The organism is Fictibacillus sp. NPDC058756 (assembly GCF_042746035.1).
Taxonomy (GTDB): Bacteria; Bacillota; Bacilli; order Bacillales; family Fictibacillaceae; genus Fictibacillus.
In genome coordinates this window covers 1,694,112-1,711,390 of sequence record NZ_JBHYPU010000001.1, presented here as the reverse complement: position 1 = coordinate 1,711,390, position 17,279 = coordinate 1,694,112, and the positions used below count along the sequence as shown (strand labels likewise).

General features: G+C 38.2%; 18 protein-coding genes and 1 other RNA gene. 2 read left to right on the top strand and 17 right to left on the bottom strand.

Translation table 11 applies throughout. The features are described from left to right. Window positions 1–33 precede the first annotated feature (33 nt). The 8 genes from ACFW35_RS08650 to ACFW35_RS08615 form a co-directional block, all read right to left on the bottom strand. Window positions 34–1,554, bottom strand: a complete 1,521-nt coding sequence (locus ACFW35_RS08650) for a carboxypeptidase M32 (protein WP_379845084.1) — start codon at window positions 1,552–1,554, stop codon at window positions 34–36. Window positions 1,555–1,650: 96 nt separating this feature from the next. Further along, complete coding sequence (locus ACFW35_RS08645) at window positions 1,651–1,830, bottom strand: hypothetical protein (RefSeq protein ID WP_379845082.1); 180 nt, start codon at window positions 1,828–1,830, stop codon at window positions 1,651–1,653. A gap of 467 nt (window positions 1,831–2,297) precedes the next feature. Further along, on the bottom strand, window positions 2,298–3,443 hold the full coding sequence (locus ACFW35_RS08640; RefSeq protein WP_379845081.1) for a THUMP domain-containing class I SAM-dependent RNA methyltransferase: 1,146 nt from the start codon (window positions 3,441–3,443) through the stop codon (window positions 2,298–2,300). 125 nt (window positions 3,444–3,568) lie between these two features. Continuing rightward, an RNA gene (gene rnpB, locus ACFW35_RS08635) (RNase P RNA component class B) lies at window positions 3,569–3,974 on the bottom strand. Between the two features lie 76 nt (window positions 3,975–4,050). Next, window positions 4,051–4,362 carry a cell division regulator GpsB gene (gene gpsB / locus ACFW35_RS08630; RefSeq protein WP_077364143.1) on the bottom strand — a complete coding sequence of 104 codons (312 nt, stop codon included), beginning with the start codon at window positions 4,360–4,362 and terminating at the stop codon, window positions 4,051–4,053. 80 nt (window positions 4,363–4,442) lie between these two features. After that, window positions 4,443–5,003, bottom strand: a complete 561-nt coding sequence (locus ACFW35_RS08625; protein WP_379845079.1) for a DUF1273 domain-containing protein — start codon at window positions 5,001–5,003, stop codon at window positions 4,443–4,445. Window positions 5,004–5,414: 411 nt separating this feature from the next. Further along, window positions 5,415–6,677, bottom strand: coding sequence for a ribonuclease H-like domain-containing protein (locus ACFW35_RS08620; RefSeq protein ID WP_379845078.1), 1,263 nt, complete (start codon window positions 6,675–6,677; stop codon window positions 5,415–5,417). Further along, complete coding sequence (locus ACFW35_RS08615; RefSeq protein WP_379845076.1) at window positions 6,661–8,943, bottom strand: DEAD/DEAH box helicase; 2,283 nt, start codon at window positions 8,941–8,943, stop codon at window positions 6,661–6,663. Before ACFW35_RS08615 ends, ACFW35_RS08620 begins: the two co-directional genes overlap by 17 nt. A gap of 194 nt (window positions 8,944–9,137) precedes the next feature. Between ACFW35_RS08615 and ACFW35_RS08610 the strand changes: the two genes are divergently transcribed. Further along, window positions 9,138–9,563 carry a VOC family protein gene (locus ACFW35_RS08610; RefSeq protein WP_379845075.1) on the top strand — a complete coding sequence of 142 codons (426 nt, stop codon included), beginning with the start codon at window positions 9,138–9,140 and terminating at the stop codon, window positions 9,561–9,563. Window positions 9,564–9,846: 283 nt separating this feature from the next. Here ACFW35_RS08610 and mutM read toward each other — a convergent pair whose 3' ends face one another. Beyond that, the gene (mutM, locus tag ACFW35_RS08605) at window positions 9,847–10,650 is read right to left on the bottom strand and encodes a DNA-formamidopyrimidine glycosylase (protein ID WP_379845073.1); all 804 of its coding nucleotides are present in this window, start codon (window positions 10,648–10,650) and stop codon (window positions 9,847–9,849) included. A 96-nt stretch (window positions 10,651–10,746) separates the two neighbouring features. After that, window positions 10,747–11,595, bottom strand: a complete 849-nt coding sequence (gene kynA / locus ACFW35_RS08600; RefSeq protein WP_379845072.1) for a tryptophan 2,3-dioxygenase — start codon at window positions 11,593–11,595, stop codon at window positions 10,747–10,749. 184 nt (window positions 11,596–11,779) lie between these two features. On the opposite strand from kynA, the gene ACFW35_RS08595 reads away from it, so the two are divergent. Continuing rightward, on the top strand, window positions 11,780–13,060 hold the full coding sequence (locus ACFW35_RS08595) for an aminotransferase class I/II-fold pyridoxal phosphate-dependent enzyme (protein WP_379845070.1): 1,281 nt from the start codon (window positions 11,780–11,782) through the stop codon (window positions 13,058–13,060). Between the two features lie 17 nt (window positions 13,061–13,077). Here the strand turns inward: ACFW35_RS08595 and ACFW35_RS08590 are convergent, their stop codons facing one another. The 7 genes from ACFW35_RS08590 to ACFW35_RS08560 all read right to left on the bottom strand — a co-directional run bounded on the left by ACFW35_RS08590 (window position 13,078) and on the right by ACFW35_RS08560 (window position 17,238). Further along, the gene (locus tag ACFW35_RS08590; protein ID WP_379845069.1) at window positions 13,078–13,527 is read right to left on the bottom strand and encodes an SRPBCC family protein; all 450 of its coding nucleotides are present in this window, start codon (window positions 13,525–13,527) and stop codon (window positions 13,078–13,080) included. A gap of 9 nt (window positions 13,528–13,536) precedes the next feature. Next, window positions 13,537–14,319, bottom strand: coding sequence for a metalloregulator ArsR/SmtB family transcription factor (locus tag ACFW35_RS08585; protein ID WP_379845067.1), 783 nt, complete (start codon window positions 14,317–14,319; stop codon window positions 13,537–13,539). Between the two features lie 156 nt (window positions 14,320–14,475). Further along, window positions 14,476–14,664, bottom strand: a complete 189-nt coding sequence (locus ACFW35_RS08580) for an alpha/beta-type small acid-soluble spore protein (RefSeq protein ID WP_066290324.1) — start codon at window positions 14,662–14,664, stop codon at window positions 14,476–14,478. A 131-nt stretch (window positions 14,665–14,795) separates the two neighbouring features. After that, window positions 14,796–14,984: a hypothetical protein gene (locus ACFW35_RS08575; protein ID WP_379845066.1), complete on the bottom strand. Its 189-nt coding sequence runs from the start codon at window positions 14,982–14,984 to the stop codon at window positions 14,796–14,798. Between the two features lie 63 nt (window positions 14,985–15,047). Next, window positions 15,048–15,680, bottom strand: a complete 633-nt coding sequence (locus ACFW35_RS08570; protein WP_379845064.1) for a phosphatase PAP2 family protein — start codon at window positions 15,678–15,680, stop codon at window positions 15,048–15,050. Between the two features lie 66 nt (window positions 15,681–15,746). After that, window positions 15,747–16,664 carry a rhodanese-related sulfurtransferase gene (locus ACFW35_RS08565; RefSeq protein ID WP_379845062.1) on the bottom strand — a complete coding sequence of 306 codons (918 nt, stop codon included), beginning with the start codon at window positions 16,662–16,664 and terminating at the stop codon, window positions 15,747–15,749. 85 nt (window positions 16,665–16,749) lie between these two features. After that, window positions 16,750–17,238 carry an ankyrin repeat domain-containing protein gene (locus ACFW35_RS08560; RefSeq protein WP_379845061.1) on the bottom strand — a complete coding sequence of 163 codons (489 nt, stop codon included), beginning with the start codon at window positions 17,236–17,238 and terminating at the stop codon, window positions 16,750–16,752. Window positions 17,239–17,279: the final 41 nt, after the last annotated feature.

The following is a 17,279-nucleotide window of genomic DNA, read 5'->3' as shown; positions in this document are numbered from 1 at the left end:
CGGATTATTCACGAGAGCCGGCTCCCCAAGCCTTTATCCGTTTAAATGGTAGATATCACTGTACTTCTTCTCAAAATATGCGATGAGATGATCTGGGTTCAAGCCTTCTCCTGTAACATCGTTTAGGATTTCGATCGGCTTTTTCATCTTACCGTATTGGTGCACATTCTTTGTCAGCCATTCTTTAATTGGGAGGAGATTTCCTGATTCAACAAGAGAATCAAATTCCGGAATATCTTTAATCATTGCATTTTTAAGCTGTGCCGCATAAATGTATCCTAATGCATATGACGGGAAGTATCCGAAGCTTCCCCCTGACCAGTGAACGTCTTGAAGTACACCTTCAGCATCATTTTTCGGTGAAACTCCGATATATTCCTGCATCTTCTCGTTCCAGATACGAGGAAGATCTTTTACTTCAATCTCGTCGTTAAATAATCCTTTTTCAATCTCATAACGAACGATAACATGAAGCGGATATGTCATTTCATCAGCTTCAATACGGATCAATGAAGGTTCCACAACGTTGATCGAACGATAGAAATCTTCCAGCTCAACTCCGTTAAACTGAGAACCCGAAACACTCTTTAGTGTAGAATAATGGTTTTTCCAGAATCCGAAGTGACGGCCAACAAAGTTCTCCCAGAACAAAGATTGGGATTCATGAATACCCATCGAAGTTCCTGAACATAAAGGTGTTCCAACTAGCTCTTCAGAAATATTTTGTTCATAAAGAGCATGTCCTCCTTCATGAATCGTACCGAAAACTGCTGTGCGGAAATCATTTTCCATATACTTCGTCGTTACACGAACATCCCCAGGGTTTAGTCCGATTGCAAACGGATGAACCGTTTCATCCAAGCGCCCCGAATCAAAATCATAGCCCATGTCTTTTAGCACATGAAGACTGAATTCTTTTTGTTTATCTTTCGGGAAATGGTCGAACAAGAATTTCGTTTCTGGCTGACCCGCTTCCGTTACTTTTTGAAGAAGCGGCACGATACGGTCACGAAGTTTTGAGAAAGTCTCATCCAAAATTTCAACTGTTACCCCTGGCTCATACATATCTAAAAGCGTGTTGTATTTATTTCCTTCATAACCCCAGTATTCAATAAACTTCTTATTGAATTCTACAAGTTTTTCTAAGTAAGGCTGGAATAATGAGAAATCAGAGTTGTTTTTCGCCTCTTCCCATACGTTCTCTGCTTTTGATTGCAAAATAACATACTCTTTGAATTCAGCTGGAGGAATCTTGGCGTTGCGCTCAAAATCCTTCTTCACTTCTTCAATCGTTTTTTTCGTTACGTCTGATAGCGTGTCATGAACTTCGGGCTTAGAAAGTTCTTCTATAAAGTTTTTCATTTCATCTGAAGTAGACATCGCAAATACATCGGAAGATAATGTTCCGATTACTTCAGAGCGCTGTTCTACTCCTTTTTTAGGTGCTCCTGTACGCAGATCCCAATACATAAGACCGATCGCTTCATTTACATGCACCATTTTCTTCACATACTCTAAAAAATCTTTTTCAACATTTACTTTAGTTTGCGTCATTATAAAATCCATCCCTTCACGTGTTCATAAAAAAACATACCGCTATAGGAATTCGTGACGCAATAAAAAAGTCCTGCTGGTCAGTTTTATTTTTTATTAAAAATCTTCTTTAAATATTTCTGCGTATGGAGCAAAGGATGGATCAATATTGTTATCATGACCAATCGATTGATGAAGCAGCTGGTGGATCTCTTCTTTATGGTGATTCCCCAGATGAGGATATAGGTTTTGAAAAGCCTTCTTAATGCTTGATAAATGGCTGAATTGATCGTACATATATAAAACCTGCCTTAAATAAATTTTAAGCATAGTATGTACAGGATCGACGTGTATTTAAACAAACTTAGTTAGCATTCATATCTAAAGGTGCCTGCACATCTAGATATGAATGCTAACTTTTCATTAATGAAAAAATGAAAAAGCTTCTACTTGAAATTTCGCACCGTTCAAAATATTGGGTAATAAAGTGATATTTTTTGTGAACCTTAATAAAAACTTTTAAAATATGTACGGTACGTGAAATTATATTGTTGATCTTAAGAAAACCCTTAGTGTTCAATAGAAAAAGCTAGCTCAAACCGAGCTAGCCTTAAGTAATTTATATTATAAAGGAATCCGAAAGTTTGCAGGTTGAATCCATATTTTTTGGACTTCAATCCACGAGTTTACTGTTTAATCCACGAATTACAGTCGGATATCCAGGAGTTTATATTCCTCGACAAAATTCGAATCCCTGGACAATTTTATGATGGCTGTCTCGGCGGTCTCTTTCCGAAGAACTGATAATAATCCGTCTTTAGATCTCCGTTATATAGTTTACGTTTCTTAGTTGCACTTCTGCCATAATATTCTTCAAACTTTTCGTTAGAAGTGATAACATACACACTCCACGTATCATATGGTCTCATAGCATCTCCAAGATCGCGGTACATCTGAGCCACTTCTTCTCTTTCACCTAAGCGCTCTCCGTACGGAGGGTTAGTAACGAGGCACCCGTAATCTTTTCTTGTGGTAAAGTCACGTACCTGCATTTGTTTAAACGTGATAAAACCTTCAAATCCAGCCTCAATCGCATTGTTCTTCGATAGCTCGATCATCTTATGATCAATGTCTGAACCTTGAATATCGAGCGGCAGATCATACTTTGCTACATCCTGAGCTTCTCCGACTGCTTCATACCATACTTTTTTATCAATCCAATCCCATTTTTCTGAAGCAAATTCACGATTAAGACCAGGAGCAATGTTTTGTCCAATCATAGCCGCTTCAATTGGGAGAGTACCTGAACCACAGAAAGGATCTGCAAATGTTTTATCAGGTGTCCAGTTTGTTAGCATAATAAGAGCAGCAGCCATGGTTTCTTTTATCGGAGCACCTGAATGCAATTCACGATAGCCGCGCTTATGAAGACCTGTTCCGCTTGTATCAATTGTCAGTGTTGCAATATCTTTATGAATGGCTACTTCAATACGATACAAAGCTCCGTCTTCTGGGAACCAGGTTTTACGGTTATATTCGGTTTTCAAGTTATCAACTACTGCTTTTTTCACGATCGCCTGGCAGTCAGAAACTGAAAAAAGCTTTGATTTTACAGAGCGGCCGATAACGGGAAATTCTCCGTCTTCCGGAATATAATCCGACCATGGAAGAGCTTTTGTTTTTTCGAATAGTTCATCAAACGTTTCCGCTTTGAATTCTCCGACCACAAGCTTTACGCGGTCAGCCGTTCTTAACCATAAATTAGCTTTTACTAGTGCTTTTTCATCGCCATCAAAATAGACTTTTCCGTTTTCTACCTGTACATTTTCAAAACCTAATGCCCGTATTTCATTCGCTACTAGGGCTTCAAGTCCCATTGCAGCCGTTGCAATCAGCCTTAATTTAGTCATATTCGCAACTCCCTTATTCTTACGTTTGATTGTCTATAATAAGTATACCCTGTTCTTTTTTATGTAAATAGAAAAAGCCCCGTAAGCGGGGCCCTCATTCAGCTTTAATTAGGATACCAATAACGTTCTGTAAGCCATGTTCTGTTCCTTAGTACTGCAAGCGGCTATTCGCCTCGTACACCGGTGGTAATCATCTATCTACAAAAAGCCTTAGCTTCTTGTTCTCCCATTCGTTCAGTTCCGAAATGGGAAACTCCCCTACCATAATTTGGGTTTCTCGCTCGTGGGGTTTACCTCGTTCCACTCCCGCAGTTTCCATTGGGACTACGTCACTGTGGCACTTTCAAGGTATTAACACCATATCCGAAGACTTAGGTGCGTTCCCTGCCGTTAGCCCAGTAAGCTCATAGAGCAAACCAAGCTACCCTGGCTTATTTTTTGGCCAGGCACGATCATTACGGTCATCTCAGATCCGTGCGAGCATGGACTTTCCTCTAAACCAGAAATCTGGTCCAGCGATTACCCGAACGTTATTGATTTAGTTTTTTAAAAGCAAGATTCATTATAGCATGCTGAATTGATAAAAACAAATGGATAATAACTGGAATCAATCGTATAATTTGCTGCCAAAAACATGTTTTTCCAAGTTAGACAAACGCTGAAGAATATCTGAGTTTGTTGTGCTTGAAGTTACTGCAGGCATTCGTCGAGTCGGCTGATCAGAAGAATTTTGAGCTTCGCGACGCAAGCGGTTGTTTTCTTGAACGACTGCATCGTACTCTTTTTGAAAGTTCTCATAATCTTTAATGATCAAATCTAAGAACTTATCCACTTCATCCTGATCGTAGCCACGAAAGCCTTGTTTAAAGTCTTTTTCTAATATTTCTTTTGCTGTTAAATGAAAACGCTGTTCACTCATGTGAATCACCTCACACAAAGATTCTAAAATTATTTTTTCACTACATGACGTAAATGTCAATTTCTTTCTCTTTTAACCTTTTACTCGTTACGATTCCATTGTTCTTCCTGGACAAGCACATCCAAATCATAAGGTGTAATATAAAATATTTCGTATGAATTGTCCATTTCCTGCTTTTGCTTGGCGGCATCCAAATAATACTTCGGTGAGCCATCCTTTTCTTCGTCGTAAAGAAGTAAAATCGCATCGCTTTTTTGGACGAGAAACTGATTTTTCACCCTCAATTGCTGTGGACTTTCATAGGGTTTACGACTGACTGAATCCACAAAATCTGCATTTAAGAGAATTTCTTGATATTTTTCTTGCACATTTTCTTTCCAGCGAGTTTCCTGTTCTAAAAAAGGAGTAAGGACAGCTAATTTCAGATCAGGATATTCCAGCTGCAAATCAAAGACAACATCGGCGGTCCACATCTCCACCCCAGGCTGACCGCTGATTATTACCCATTCTAGCCCCTCATCGATTAGGGAAGTAATTCTTTGTTGCAGTGCTTTCTTTATGTAGTATACCCCTTCGTGATTGTCACTAAAAATACCAAGCTCATGGGCTTTATAACCACTGACCAGCAACGTTTGAAGCATTTGAAAAACCCCCTGTTAATGAAAAATACCCGGCTCTTTCTATAGCCGGGCTTTCCCATTAAAAGTTTTGTGTTGTGTGACTGATTTGATTGCCAATCATGACTGTTAACCCGACGATTACAAAAAATAAAACAACGATCCACTGCTTCACGTACCATCTCTCCATGCCTAAAATATATCATTTCCCTCTTCTATTTCCGTTTATTTTGCGAAAACAATCGAAACGTACAGATTATTGACGAAAAACACGATAAATTTCAGGTATTGTGGCGTTTTTTGCGCTTACCCGGGGAATAAAATAGAGGGGAAATTTATTTTTTCAAAAACATTTTCATGTCCTCTCTTATTCTACAAAAAACATGGGCGATTGAGAAGAGATATTTTGAATAAATTCATAAATTTGACGAATTTTTACGAATATTGGATGATCCGTTGCTCCAATCGTTCGATTCTTTTTGCAAACGCCAGTTTTTCCTGCTCTTCTTTCTTCTTAACGAGCCTTTTTTTACCCTTCCAGATCGTAAAAGCCTGAATAGCAAAATATAATGCTTTTTCATAATCTTTTTGTGCATGTTCATAATATTTAGAGAGTTCAATTGCCGGTTCTTCATCCAGGTTATTTTCCCGGATCAATTCCTGCCAAAATCGAACAGAAACATCTATTTGATTTTGTTTTTTGTATAGAGATGCGAGTGATTTCTTTGATTGATATTGAAGTGATGCTCCAGTATCTAGCACTTCATTATAAAAAGCAATCGCTCGCTCTTGTTCATTTAAAGCTTCAAACCAACGTGCAGCTTCAAATGTTTCTCTTTCCGTTCGAGTACTCTTTCCTTGAACGAGGCTGGACATATGAGTATAAAGCGTGATTAAAGAAAGTACATCCCACTCATTATGCTGAAAGACCCCCTCCAGTAAAGAAGGATCTCCCTCATTGCAATATTGGAAATAAAGCATGGGAGCCAAGTAACCAGGGGTATCATAAATTCTGTTGACTCCAAGGATTTCTTTTTCCACTACTGATAATTTCACAGCTGGCAATGATTCTTTCCAAAGCCTTCTCGCTCCGTGCAGAAGATCAAAATGACCAAACTCCGGCAAAGAAGGAACATAATCACGTATTAATGTATGTCTAGTTTTAACTTGCGGCCAATCAAACGATTTTCCGTTATAGGTCACTAAGTTCCGAAGCTCTTTTACATGATTTAAAAAGTAATGATACAATGCCACTTCAGAACCTGGACCAGGCAGAAAAAATTGATTTACAAGTACATGATCCTCTTTTATCTGGCTCATACCGAGCATAAAGATTGTATTGCCTGCCCCGCCGCTCAAGCCCGTCGTTTCCGTATCGAAGAAAAGAAGCTGAGACGCATCCAAACCTTTAGCGTTTAGCGGATGTGCCGCCTTAAAATCTTGCCACCTTTTTACAGCATCCTTGACATCTGAGAACCGGTACCTTCCCCACATATGATCAAGCGGATATTCTACTTTTCGGATGATGCAATAATCATCCTCAAAAAAGTAAGGCGTTGCACCGAACTTCTTCCAATATTCCGCATGATCAATTATTTTGCCGTCCTTTTCAGTTGTCGATTGAGGAAGAAAGACATCTGTCGAAACAGGATTGACCATATGCTTTTTTAGTCGTTTCAATTTATTTTGAATCGACATGATGCGGCACTCCTATAATTTGAGCAATTAATTTTACAGCTAATGCTTTACTATTGTTGCCTTCTTCGAGTGTTCCGGTACAAGATGGACATCCCTTTTCACAAGGACATTTTTCAATCATGGACAGAGCTTGATCTAAAACGGTGTCCCAAGACCCATACACCTTTTCACTTAAACCAATCCCGCCTGGATACCGATCATAAATAAAAATAGTAGGCTGCTGGTTGTGAACGGCTTTTACCTGAGGAACAACATGTAAGTCATTTGCATCACACATTACAAAAAGAGGAGCAACGTGACGCAAAACATGTGCAATACCCAATAAACCGGCTTCTAATTTTTCCTCAGAAAGATTTTCATTATGAAAAGTCAGCCATGTTGCTGAAGTATGAAGTTCTTCTTCAGGTAAATGAATTGGACCTGAACCGATGTTATCATGTGTTTCAAATTTGATTTTCTTAAAAATCGTCGCTTTTGCGACAACCATGACATCGCCATACGCTTTTGCGTTTTGGTCATTTTTCGTTTCTTTATCGATCTCTAAAACATTCAGCGAAACGGCAAGGTTTGCATCAGTAAAATAATCGACATCAACTTCACGTACATAAGCCTTCTTTTCCTCATAATCGAGTTTTTCAACTTGATATTGAGTTCCTTGATGAAGATAAATGGCTTCTTCATGTAAAAGAGTCATAGAACTAAAACGATCCATTTCACCAATAACTTTCACATCTGCCACATTTGTTTGATCGATAATAATAACGTTTTCCTGGGATGCTGAACGCAAGCTAATGTTGTGCGCCGGAAACGAATCATTCATCCAGTAAAAATGCTTTCCTCTCTTATGAAGCACTTGTTCATCAACTAAAAATTCAAGCACATCTTCTATTTCCTGATTCCCGAACTTTTCGTTTTCCTGAAAAGGCAGTTCATAAGCTGCGCATTTCAAGTGATCAACTAATATGATCAAATTATCGGGATTCATGCGTGCAGATTCAGGTGAACGCTCGAAAAAGTAATCAGGATTCTGTATGACATATTGATCAAGCGGCGATGAGGATGCAACCATGATGACAACACTCTCATCCTGCCGTCTGCCAGCTCGTCCTGCCTGCTGCCACGCGCTTGCGATCGAGCCAGGATAACCTGTTAAAATACAAGCATGAAGCTGGCCGATATCTACACCAAGTTCAAGGGCATTTGTTGAAACAACACCCATAATATCTCCGTTTCGGAGACCTTTTTCAATAGCCCGGCGCTGTTTAGGGAGATAGCCACCGCGATATCCTTGTATTGATTTAGTGCCAAATTCTTTTTTTACCAATTCCTGCAGGTAAGTAAGCAGTATTTCTACTCTTACCCGGCTCCTCGCGAAAACGATTGTCTGAATGTGATTCTCTAAAAAGAGCTTAGCCAAATTACGGGCTTCAAGTGTAGCACTTCTCCTCACATTGAGCGGCTTATTAACAACTGGTGGATTATAGAATAAAAAATGTTTTCTCCCCGCTGGCGCACCATTATTGTTAATTAATGTCATAGGATTTCCGGTAAGCTGTTCAGCCAGCTCTTTTGGATTAGCGATTGTCGCTGACGTACAAATAAAAATAGGGTCACTTCCGTAGAAATTACAGATGCGTTTTAAACGTCGAATGACATTAGCTACATGACTTCCAAAAACGCCCCGGTATGTATGAAGCTCATCGATAACCACATACTTTAAGTTCTCGAATAAGGCTACCCACTTTGTATGATGAGGCAAAACAGCAGCATGAAGCATATCTGGATTCGTCATGACGATGTTCCCAGCTTTCCTCACGACTTGACGGATATTAGCAGGAGTATCTCCGTCATACGTATAGCTTTTAATATCTAATTCCATCTCATCAATCAGTTCATTGATTTCAGCCTTCTGATCTTGAGCAAGTGCTTTTGTCGGAAAAAGATATAAAGCTCTTGCTTCTGGATTCTTTGCGACCTCTTGTAATACAGGCAGGTTATAGCAAAGCGTTTTACCAGAAGCCGTAGGCGTAACTGCAACAAAGCTTTCTTGTCGGAGCGCAGTCTCATATGCAGACAGCTGGTGTATATACAGTGAAGAAATCCCTCTTTTTTTAAGAGCGGATTGAATATTTGGATGCAAAGTTTCCGGAATTGGGACATATACCGCTTCCCGTGGTTCTATCGTCTTCCAATGCACAATTTGTTTGGATATGTCAGGCTCACGCAAAACATCCATAACTTGTTGAATGGATTTTTTTCGAAACATGGTTCTCACCTCACTATCTATTTTAACGAATATTTGTTCGTAATGGAACAAGGACTTACCCAGATTGTCTAAGTCCTGTCTTGTTTTTTCCTTTTTAAAATTGCATTAAAAAATTGACTTATGGAAATATTGTACTTTTCAATGATAAAATATAATTGACCGAACGTAAAAAAATATAAATGGGAGTGAAAAAAATGTCAGTAGATGTTTACCTTAATTTCAATGGAAATTGCCGTGAAGCTGTAGAATTTTACGCAGAAGTATTTAAGACAGAAAAACCTCAGATTATGACGTTTGGTGAAGCCCCTCCAAACCCAAGTTACGAACTTCCGGAAGAGGCTAAAGATTTAGTTATGCACACCCGTTTAAATATTGATGGCAGCAATGTAATGTTTTCTGATACATTTCCAGGCATGCCGTTTGTAGAAGGAAACAACGTAACACTTGCCATTGTTAATAAAGACATGGACCAAATAAAATCGATATACGAAGGATTAATAGAAGGCGGAGAAGTTGTGATGGAACTGCAAGAAACGTTCTGGAGCAAACTTTATGGACAGGTTACAGATAAGTTCGGCATTCATTGGCAGTTAAATTATGATAATGGAGAAAGTTTCTAAACACATATAAGCACTTAAATAATAAGGAGCCCTTGTTAACGAGGGCTCCTTTTAATCGTGTTCTTGAATCAATTGGCTTCTTTGATTGAAAAACTGCTTATATCCTAAATTCCCGCTGCCGCTGGGACCTAGAATACAAGTTACAGACTGTCCGGGTATAGTAAGATTGTCAATTTTAATCAGTTCGTTTATTTTAATATTTGTTAATCTGTACAAACGAAACTCTCCTGTCAACCATAAAGAATCAATCTTTTACTTTCCCTCATTAATGCAATCCCTAACATTATCTTTGACATTTCGGACAATAAAATGATTTAATGGCCGAACTTTCTATCCTTTCAATTTTAGTTCCGCAGCGAAAGCAATTTTCCCCTTCCCTTTCGTAAACAAGGCGATTCTCATTAAATCCTCCCGTTTTCTTATCACCTTCGTACATCGGGTTGTCCATATAGCCCCCCAGCTCAATTGCATTCTTTAATACAGGTTTAATTGCATCGTAAAGTGATTTTGTTTGTTCCTCTGTAAGATCTTTCGCTTTTTTAAGGGGATTAAGTTTTGCTTCGTAACAAATCTCATCTGAATAACAGTTACCGATTCCTGCAATGAACTTTTGATCAACTAGTATTGGCTTTAACCCTCCTTTTTTCTTGTTTATCTTCTTATCAAAATCTTCCGCACTCAATTCAAAGGGTTCAGGTCCAAGATCAGCAAGTTTCTCTTCTAATTCACCGCTTGATAAAAGATGAAGGTATCCTAGCCTCAATCCGATGAAATAAAGCTTAAGATCACCAAAGGATAAAATCACTTGTTTTGTCCGGTCAGGAGAATTTCTGTCATTCCCTAAGAACATCCATCCTCCAAGCATTAAGTGCAATAAAAGGTTCTGTCCTGAGCTCAACTCAAAAATAAGATGCTTTGCTCTTCTATTAATTTGGGTTATAGTCTCCCCTTGAACGTGGGAAGTGAAATCTTTTACATGCTTATTAATTGATTTTTCTCTATTAATCTCCACGTCTGTAATGGTTTTATTGATGATGTTGTGACTTAACAGTATTCGATATGTTTCCATTTCTGGCAGTTCTGGCATTTTTTTAACTCCTTAAGGTTCCTTCCCTTATTATTGAGCCGGGTTTTATTTTTATGTACACAAAAAGGACGGCCCGATTAGCCGTCCTTTTATATCTTATATACTTGTTCTTAAATCCCAAAGCTCAGGGAAGAAACGCTGATCTAATACTTTTTTCAAGTAGTTAACACCAGATGATCCGCCAGTTCCTACTTTAAATCCGATAATTCTTTCAACTGTTTTCATATGACGGAATCGCCACTGCTGAAGCCAGTCTTCTATGTCTACCAGCTTTTCTGCGAGCTCATATAGATCCCAATACTTTTCAACATTTTTATAGACTTCAAGCCAAGCTGCTTCAACGGAACTATTGTACTCATAACGTTTTGTTACATCACGGTTTAATACTACTTCATCAATATGGAGGCCTGCTTTAGCAAGCGCCTGAATTGATACATCATAAAGACTAGGTGTATGAAGAGCAGCTGTCAGATGTTCATGCAGATCCGCATCTTTTTTATAGATTTCTAATATATGAGGCGTTTTATATCCTAAAGCAAATTCAATCATGCGATATTGATAAGATTGAAAACCAGATGCTTGTCCAAGTTTGTCGCGGAACTCCATATATTCTGCTGGAGTAAGCGTTGATAGAACATCCCACGATTCAATTATCTGAGACTGAATCTTTGATACACGAGCAAGCATCTTAAAAGCTGAATGCAGATTACCGTTTTCTATTGAAGAAATAGCTGATCTTGTTTCATGTAAGATTAATTTCATCCAAAGTTCACTTACCTGGTGAATAATAATAAACAGCATCTCGTCATGGTGGCCAGAAAGCCTTTTTTGACTTGATAAAATTTGATCAAGCTGCAGATATTCTCCATAAGTCATCTGATTAATAAAGTCAGTATAAATCCCTTTTTCAGTTTCTTTACTGTCCAATTTTTTCTGTTCTGTCATTTGATCCACTCCCCATAGGACATAAACACTTTGTTAACGCTTTCATTATACATGAAATTTTGAATTTCTTTTAGCTTTTATTTAAAAGGACAAATCTCAAAAATTTTTATATCGAACATTGAAGGTAATTGTAAAATTTTACCGAAATAGACAAACATTCAAATATTCGAAAAGGTGGTTTCATATGACACAGATTCAAACGAAGTACATTGATATCTTTGATAAATGTAAAACAAATGAAGGTTATTTCGGGGACTTCCGGGTTTCAGATGATCAGTATTTTGTATCACCAGTTTTAGATTCTGTTCCCGGAACAGTAATGTCATTTAAAGGACAAGACAAAATCATGTGGGCTACTAACAACTATTTAGGGTTGGCAGAAAACGAAGATATAAAGAAAATCGCAGTGGAAACAGCCGAAGAATGGGGTGTTAGCGGTCCAATGGGCTGCCGCATGGTTAGCGGCAACACGCGGGAGCATGTACTGCTTGAAGAGGAACTAGCTTCTTTCGCTGAAAAAGAGTCTTCTATCCTTTTTAACTTTGGTTATTTAGGCATTATCGGTACGATTGCTTCGCTTGTTGGCAAAGATGATATCGTAATCATGGATAAGCTTTGTCATGCTTCTATCATAGACGCAGCAAAACTCGCGGTGAGCGATCCGCGGAACCTTCGTGTTTTCCGGCATAATGACATGAACAGTCTTGAAAAATTATTAAAGGCAGTAAATAAGAACCGTAAAGGCGGTGTACTAATACTAACAGAAGGTGTGTATGGAATGACTGGTGACATCGCAAAGCTAGATGCGATTTGTGATCTTAAAGAAAAGTATGATGCACGCCTTTTTGTCGATGATGCACATGGGTTCGGAGTAATGGGGCCGGGCGGTAAAGGTGTTGGTGAGCATTTTGGAGTTCAAGACAGAGTAGATATATACTTATCTACTTTTGCAAAAGCCTTTACTGCTATTGGCGGTGTTTCAGCTGCAAGCAAGGAAGTTGTGGATTGGATTCACTACAATGCAAGAACGCAAATTTTCGCAAAAAGTTTGCCGATGGTTTATGTAAAAAGTCTTCGGAAAACATTAGAGCTTGTTTCGTCAGGTCATGACCGCCGCCATAGACTTTTTCAAGTATCACAAAAGCTTTCAAACGGTTTAAGAGAAATAGGTTATTTTGTAGCTGATACTCCTTCCCCTATTATTTCTGTTTATGTTCCTGGGGGCGACCTTCAAATGGGACTTCATTGGGTTAGATACTTACGAGATAACGGCTTGTTTCTACAAGCTGTTATGTATCCGGTTATCCCAAAAGGATTGTTCATGTTCCGCATTATACCGACTGCAAGTCATACTGATGATCAGATTGATACTACTCTTCAAATTTTCAAGAGATTACGCGATGAGCATAGTTTACAGCTAAATGTAAATTTAAGTGCAGTCGACAGAATATATGCAAATAATTAAAGGGAAAAAGCTTGAGTTCAGTTCTCAAGCTTTTGTTTTTCCAGAATTTCTTTTATTTTTATTAAATCTTTTTTATTAGCTTTTTTCATCATTAAAGACATAAATGGAACAAATATTTTAGAAAAACCTGATGGAACTCCTTTATTCCGTAAAGTCATTTGTGTTTGATTTCCATTAATAGATTCCCAAGTATAGGTCGTTTCCATTGGAAACGGCCCATCAGCCGTTTTCATAACGAGCTTTTGCCCTGGAGTATAGTCTGCAATCTCGTATACATACTCCAATTTTCTTCCTAAAAACTCTGCTATGAATGCTATTTTAGAACCGGTTTGTAGTGTTTTCTCGGTTTGCCATTCTGCAGATTTGATGTTCACATACCAATCTGGAGCATGATCAGGATTTGCAGCATACTGTGCTACCTTTTCTTGAGGAATATTAATGATTATTTCCGTTACGACATTTACCATTTCTGCACCTTATTTCTCTTCTATAAAATTCTTTAAATGAACAGCAAGAAGTTCATTCCAGCCATGCCGATGAGCTTCTTCCCAATGTGGTTCAAGAATTCCTGCAGCATGGTGTGTCAGTTGAAGAACAGTCTTATTATCTTCCTCAGTTAACTTATAAGAATAAAAGCTGTTAACAGCACCACTCATACCCAGCAGTCCATTTAACCGAATTTCCACATTCTCTTTAAAATAAGTTACCGTTCCCCATATGGCACCCTCACCATTACCCCAGTCTTCGTAAAAACGACCCGTCAAATGGGGTTCAAAGATTAAAGTTGAACTTTCTTCTCCGAGCCTAAACTTCCACCAGCTGTTTATGTCTTTCGTCAACGCTTTAAATACAGTTTCTTTTCCTGCCTGTATAACTATCTCCTGTTCGATCTCGAATGAGTCTACTTTTCTTTCAGTTGTTTGTTCCATTTTCTCCTCTTCCCTTTCTTCAACTAAGTTTTTAAGTTGTATCAATCCTTGGGCAACTGGTGCCTCATATTTACTGACCCACCTGTTATAAAGCTTTTGCAGCGGGATGACATTTAAATAGTTGAGGCGCATCCTTCCTTTTCGCCTAATAAGTACGAGGTTAGCATCTACAAGAACACTAAGATGTTTCATGATTGCATATCTCGAAACATCATACTTTTCACTTATCTCACCTGTAGAAAGCGGCTGCTTCTTTAAATCGTCCAAAATATCAATACGAATTGGATGTGATAATGCTTTAAAGACATCAACGAGATCTTGGTTAACCATTTCGCTAAATACCACCCTCTTTACTTTAGCTTATATGTGCCAAATTGGTAACATTTAATGTGTGACTAAATGGTAACATTATAAATATAAGTTGTCTACAAAAAAATAAAAACCCGGAACGAATCCCGGGTTATTTCTTACAAGGAGGTTGCTGGATTAACGAAGTCCGCCTAGCGCTTGTGCTACAAGACGCTTAGTGATTTCGCCACCAACAGATCCGTTTGCACGAGAAGTTGTGTCTGGTCCAAGATGTACTCCGAACTCAGCAGCGATCTCTTGCTTCATTGCATCAAGAGCTCCTTGTGCTCCAGGAACTACGATTTGGTTGCTTTGGTTACGTGCCATGCGATTTCCCTCCTTTGGGAGATAATATGTACGGAAAAGCAAAGTTGTTTTTCCGTTAAAGGTAGTATGGGTTAATTTTGAAAACCTATTCATAGAAATATAAATTTTTTCAAAAAAAAAACAAGAACTCGTTATATGTCCTTGTTTTGCGTCTCTTTGCTGAGTAGATCTTCTTCTACTAATTGAGCTCTTTTTAATTCTTTTGCAGAATGTTTTTTAAAAAATACAACTGTTCGCCACGCGAATATTGTAAAGATGGCTAGTGTTATAAAAGCTGGTATATACTCAAGTTTGTTTTCAGGAAACACAATTGGCAGCATCTCTTTGCACCCTCTCGTAAACATTACTACTTATTATATCAAAAAACCATAACAATTGAAAATCTATAAATAGGTATTCTTATTGATTTGTATTTCTGCAGATTTAGCATTTAAAGTTTTGTATATAATTGTTAAACAAACACAAAAAGCTAATCCAATGCTGAATCCTGCAAGTATATCGGATGGAAAGTGTACTCCTACATAGACGCGGCTTACGCTCAAGAAAAATGGAAGCATTGCACCGATCCAAAGAATCCATGGCTTTTGGAATTTTTGATAGAGCAAGAATGCTGAAAATAAATAGAAAGATGTTCCTACCATAGCGTTCCCGCTGGGGAAACTAAACCCATCCTCTTCTAATAAACGACTTCCTAATGGACGTTCCCTTTCAAATACATTCTTTAATAGAAGATTCACACCATAGGAAATTCCTATACTTGCAAGCAGAAGAATACCGCTCAGCCAGTTTCTAAAAAGGAATAAACCTATTACACCAAATATACATGATAACGCTAAAACTTTGGCATCGCCCAAATATGTAAAGGCGGTAACAATTTCATTTAACGTATCGTTTCTCAAACTTAGAATGAATTCTCTTGCGGCATCATCGAATGCACGTACTATCCGAGATTCATAAAATACAAATAATAAAAAACATATAAAACAGACACTTAGTAAAAGATTATACTTTTTCATATATCTTCATACCCCCTAATAATTATTTTACGCTATATAACAAAAAATAGGAGAAAAAAAGCCCTCCTATTTAGGAGAGCTTTCTCGTTCTTGTTCTTTTATATAGCGATTCCAAGGATGCTCAAGACATTCCTTGCTGCAAGATCGCTTATGTTCCTTTTCACAATACTCACACATTAATAGGTGTGCATTACATTCAGGGTTTCCGCATTTCACATACCGTTCTTCAGGATTTCCGCAGTGACAGCATCTGCCGACAACTGTTTCTTCACCGCTTCGATTTACTGGAACTGAGATTCGTTCATCAAATACATAGCATTTCCCATCCCAGAGCTTCCCTTTTGCCTCTTCGTCATAACCATAGCTGATTATTCCGCCTGCTAGCTGAGAAACATCCTTAAATCCCTCTTTTAAAAGAAAACCAGAGAACTTCTCACAGCGGATTCCACCTGTGCAGTACGTTAGTACTTTCTTATCTTTAAACTGACTAAAGTTTTCCCTCACCCATTGTGGAAGTTCTCTAAATGTCTCCACATCGGGTCTGATCGCATTTTTGAAATGTCCAAGATCATATTCATACGTATTACGTGCATCCAGGATTACTACGTCTTCTTGCTCCATAGCTGCAAGCCATTCTTTTGGGGAAAGGTGCTTACCTGTAGTTTCATTTGGATTCACATCATCCTCAAGACTTAGATGCACTAATTCTGGTCTCACTCTGACTTTCATCTTTTTAAATGCATGAGATTCTGAAGTTTCTATTTTGAAAACCGTATCTGCATATCTAGGATCATTTTTCATATCATCCATATATTTTTGGGTCTGTTCAATCGTTCCAGAAACCGTTCCATTTATTCCTTCACGGGCAACTAGGATGCGCCCTTTTAAGCCAAGTTCCTTACAATAGGCAAGATGTTCTTCTTTAAAAGATTCCGGATCATCTATAGTTACATATTTGTAATACAACAAAACTTGATATTGCATAATTCCACCTACTTCTGCTTCTTAAAAACTCCTTTCTTATAATAACAAATTATTAAAAAAAGAAAAATACAGGCTGCCCTGTATTTTAGATTTTATTTAGTGTATAGTTTCGCAATACAGAAGCGGCTTCACGAAGTTGTTCATCTTCAGCCAATTCTAATGCCGTTTTTCCATCTTCTTTTGCTGAATAAGGATCTGCTCCGTGTTCTAAGTAGAAAAGAATCATTTCAGGATCATTATTGTGAGCAGCCTGATGCAGCACGGTCCATCCCCCGCTTTGTTTTTCATTAATATCGGCACCATGAGAAAGCAGTAAACTCATCATTTCTTTACGGTTGTTCTTATTTGCAGCTGCCGCGTGAAGCGGTGTGTTAGCCATCTCATTTCCTGATTTTATATGAATGTTTGCTCCATTTTGAAGCAAGAGTGCTGCTGCTTCAACATTTCCGAAATGTGAGGCTAGATGAAGCGGTGACCATCCATCTTGAATCTGATTTACATCGGTATTCTTATCGTTTAATTGCGCTTGTAATTCGTAAACATTTCCTTCCATAGCTGCTTTATGCAAACTCATAACATCATCCCTTTACATTTTATCAACTTATTATTTTACTT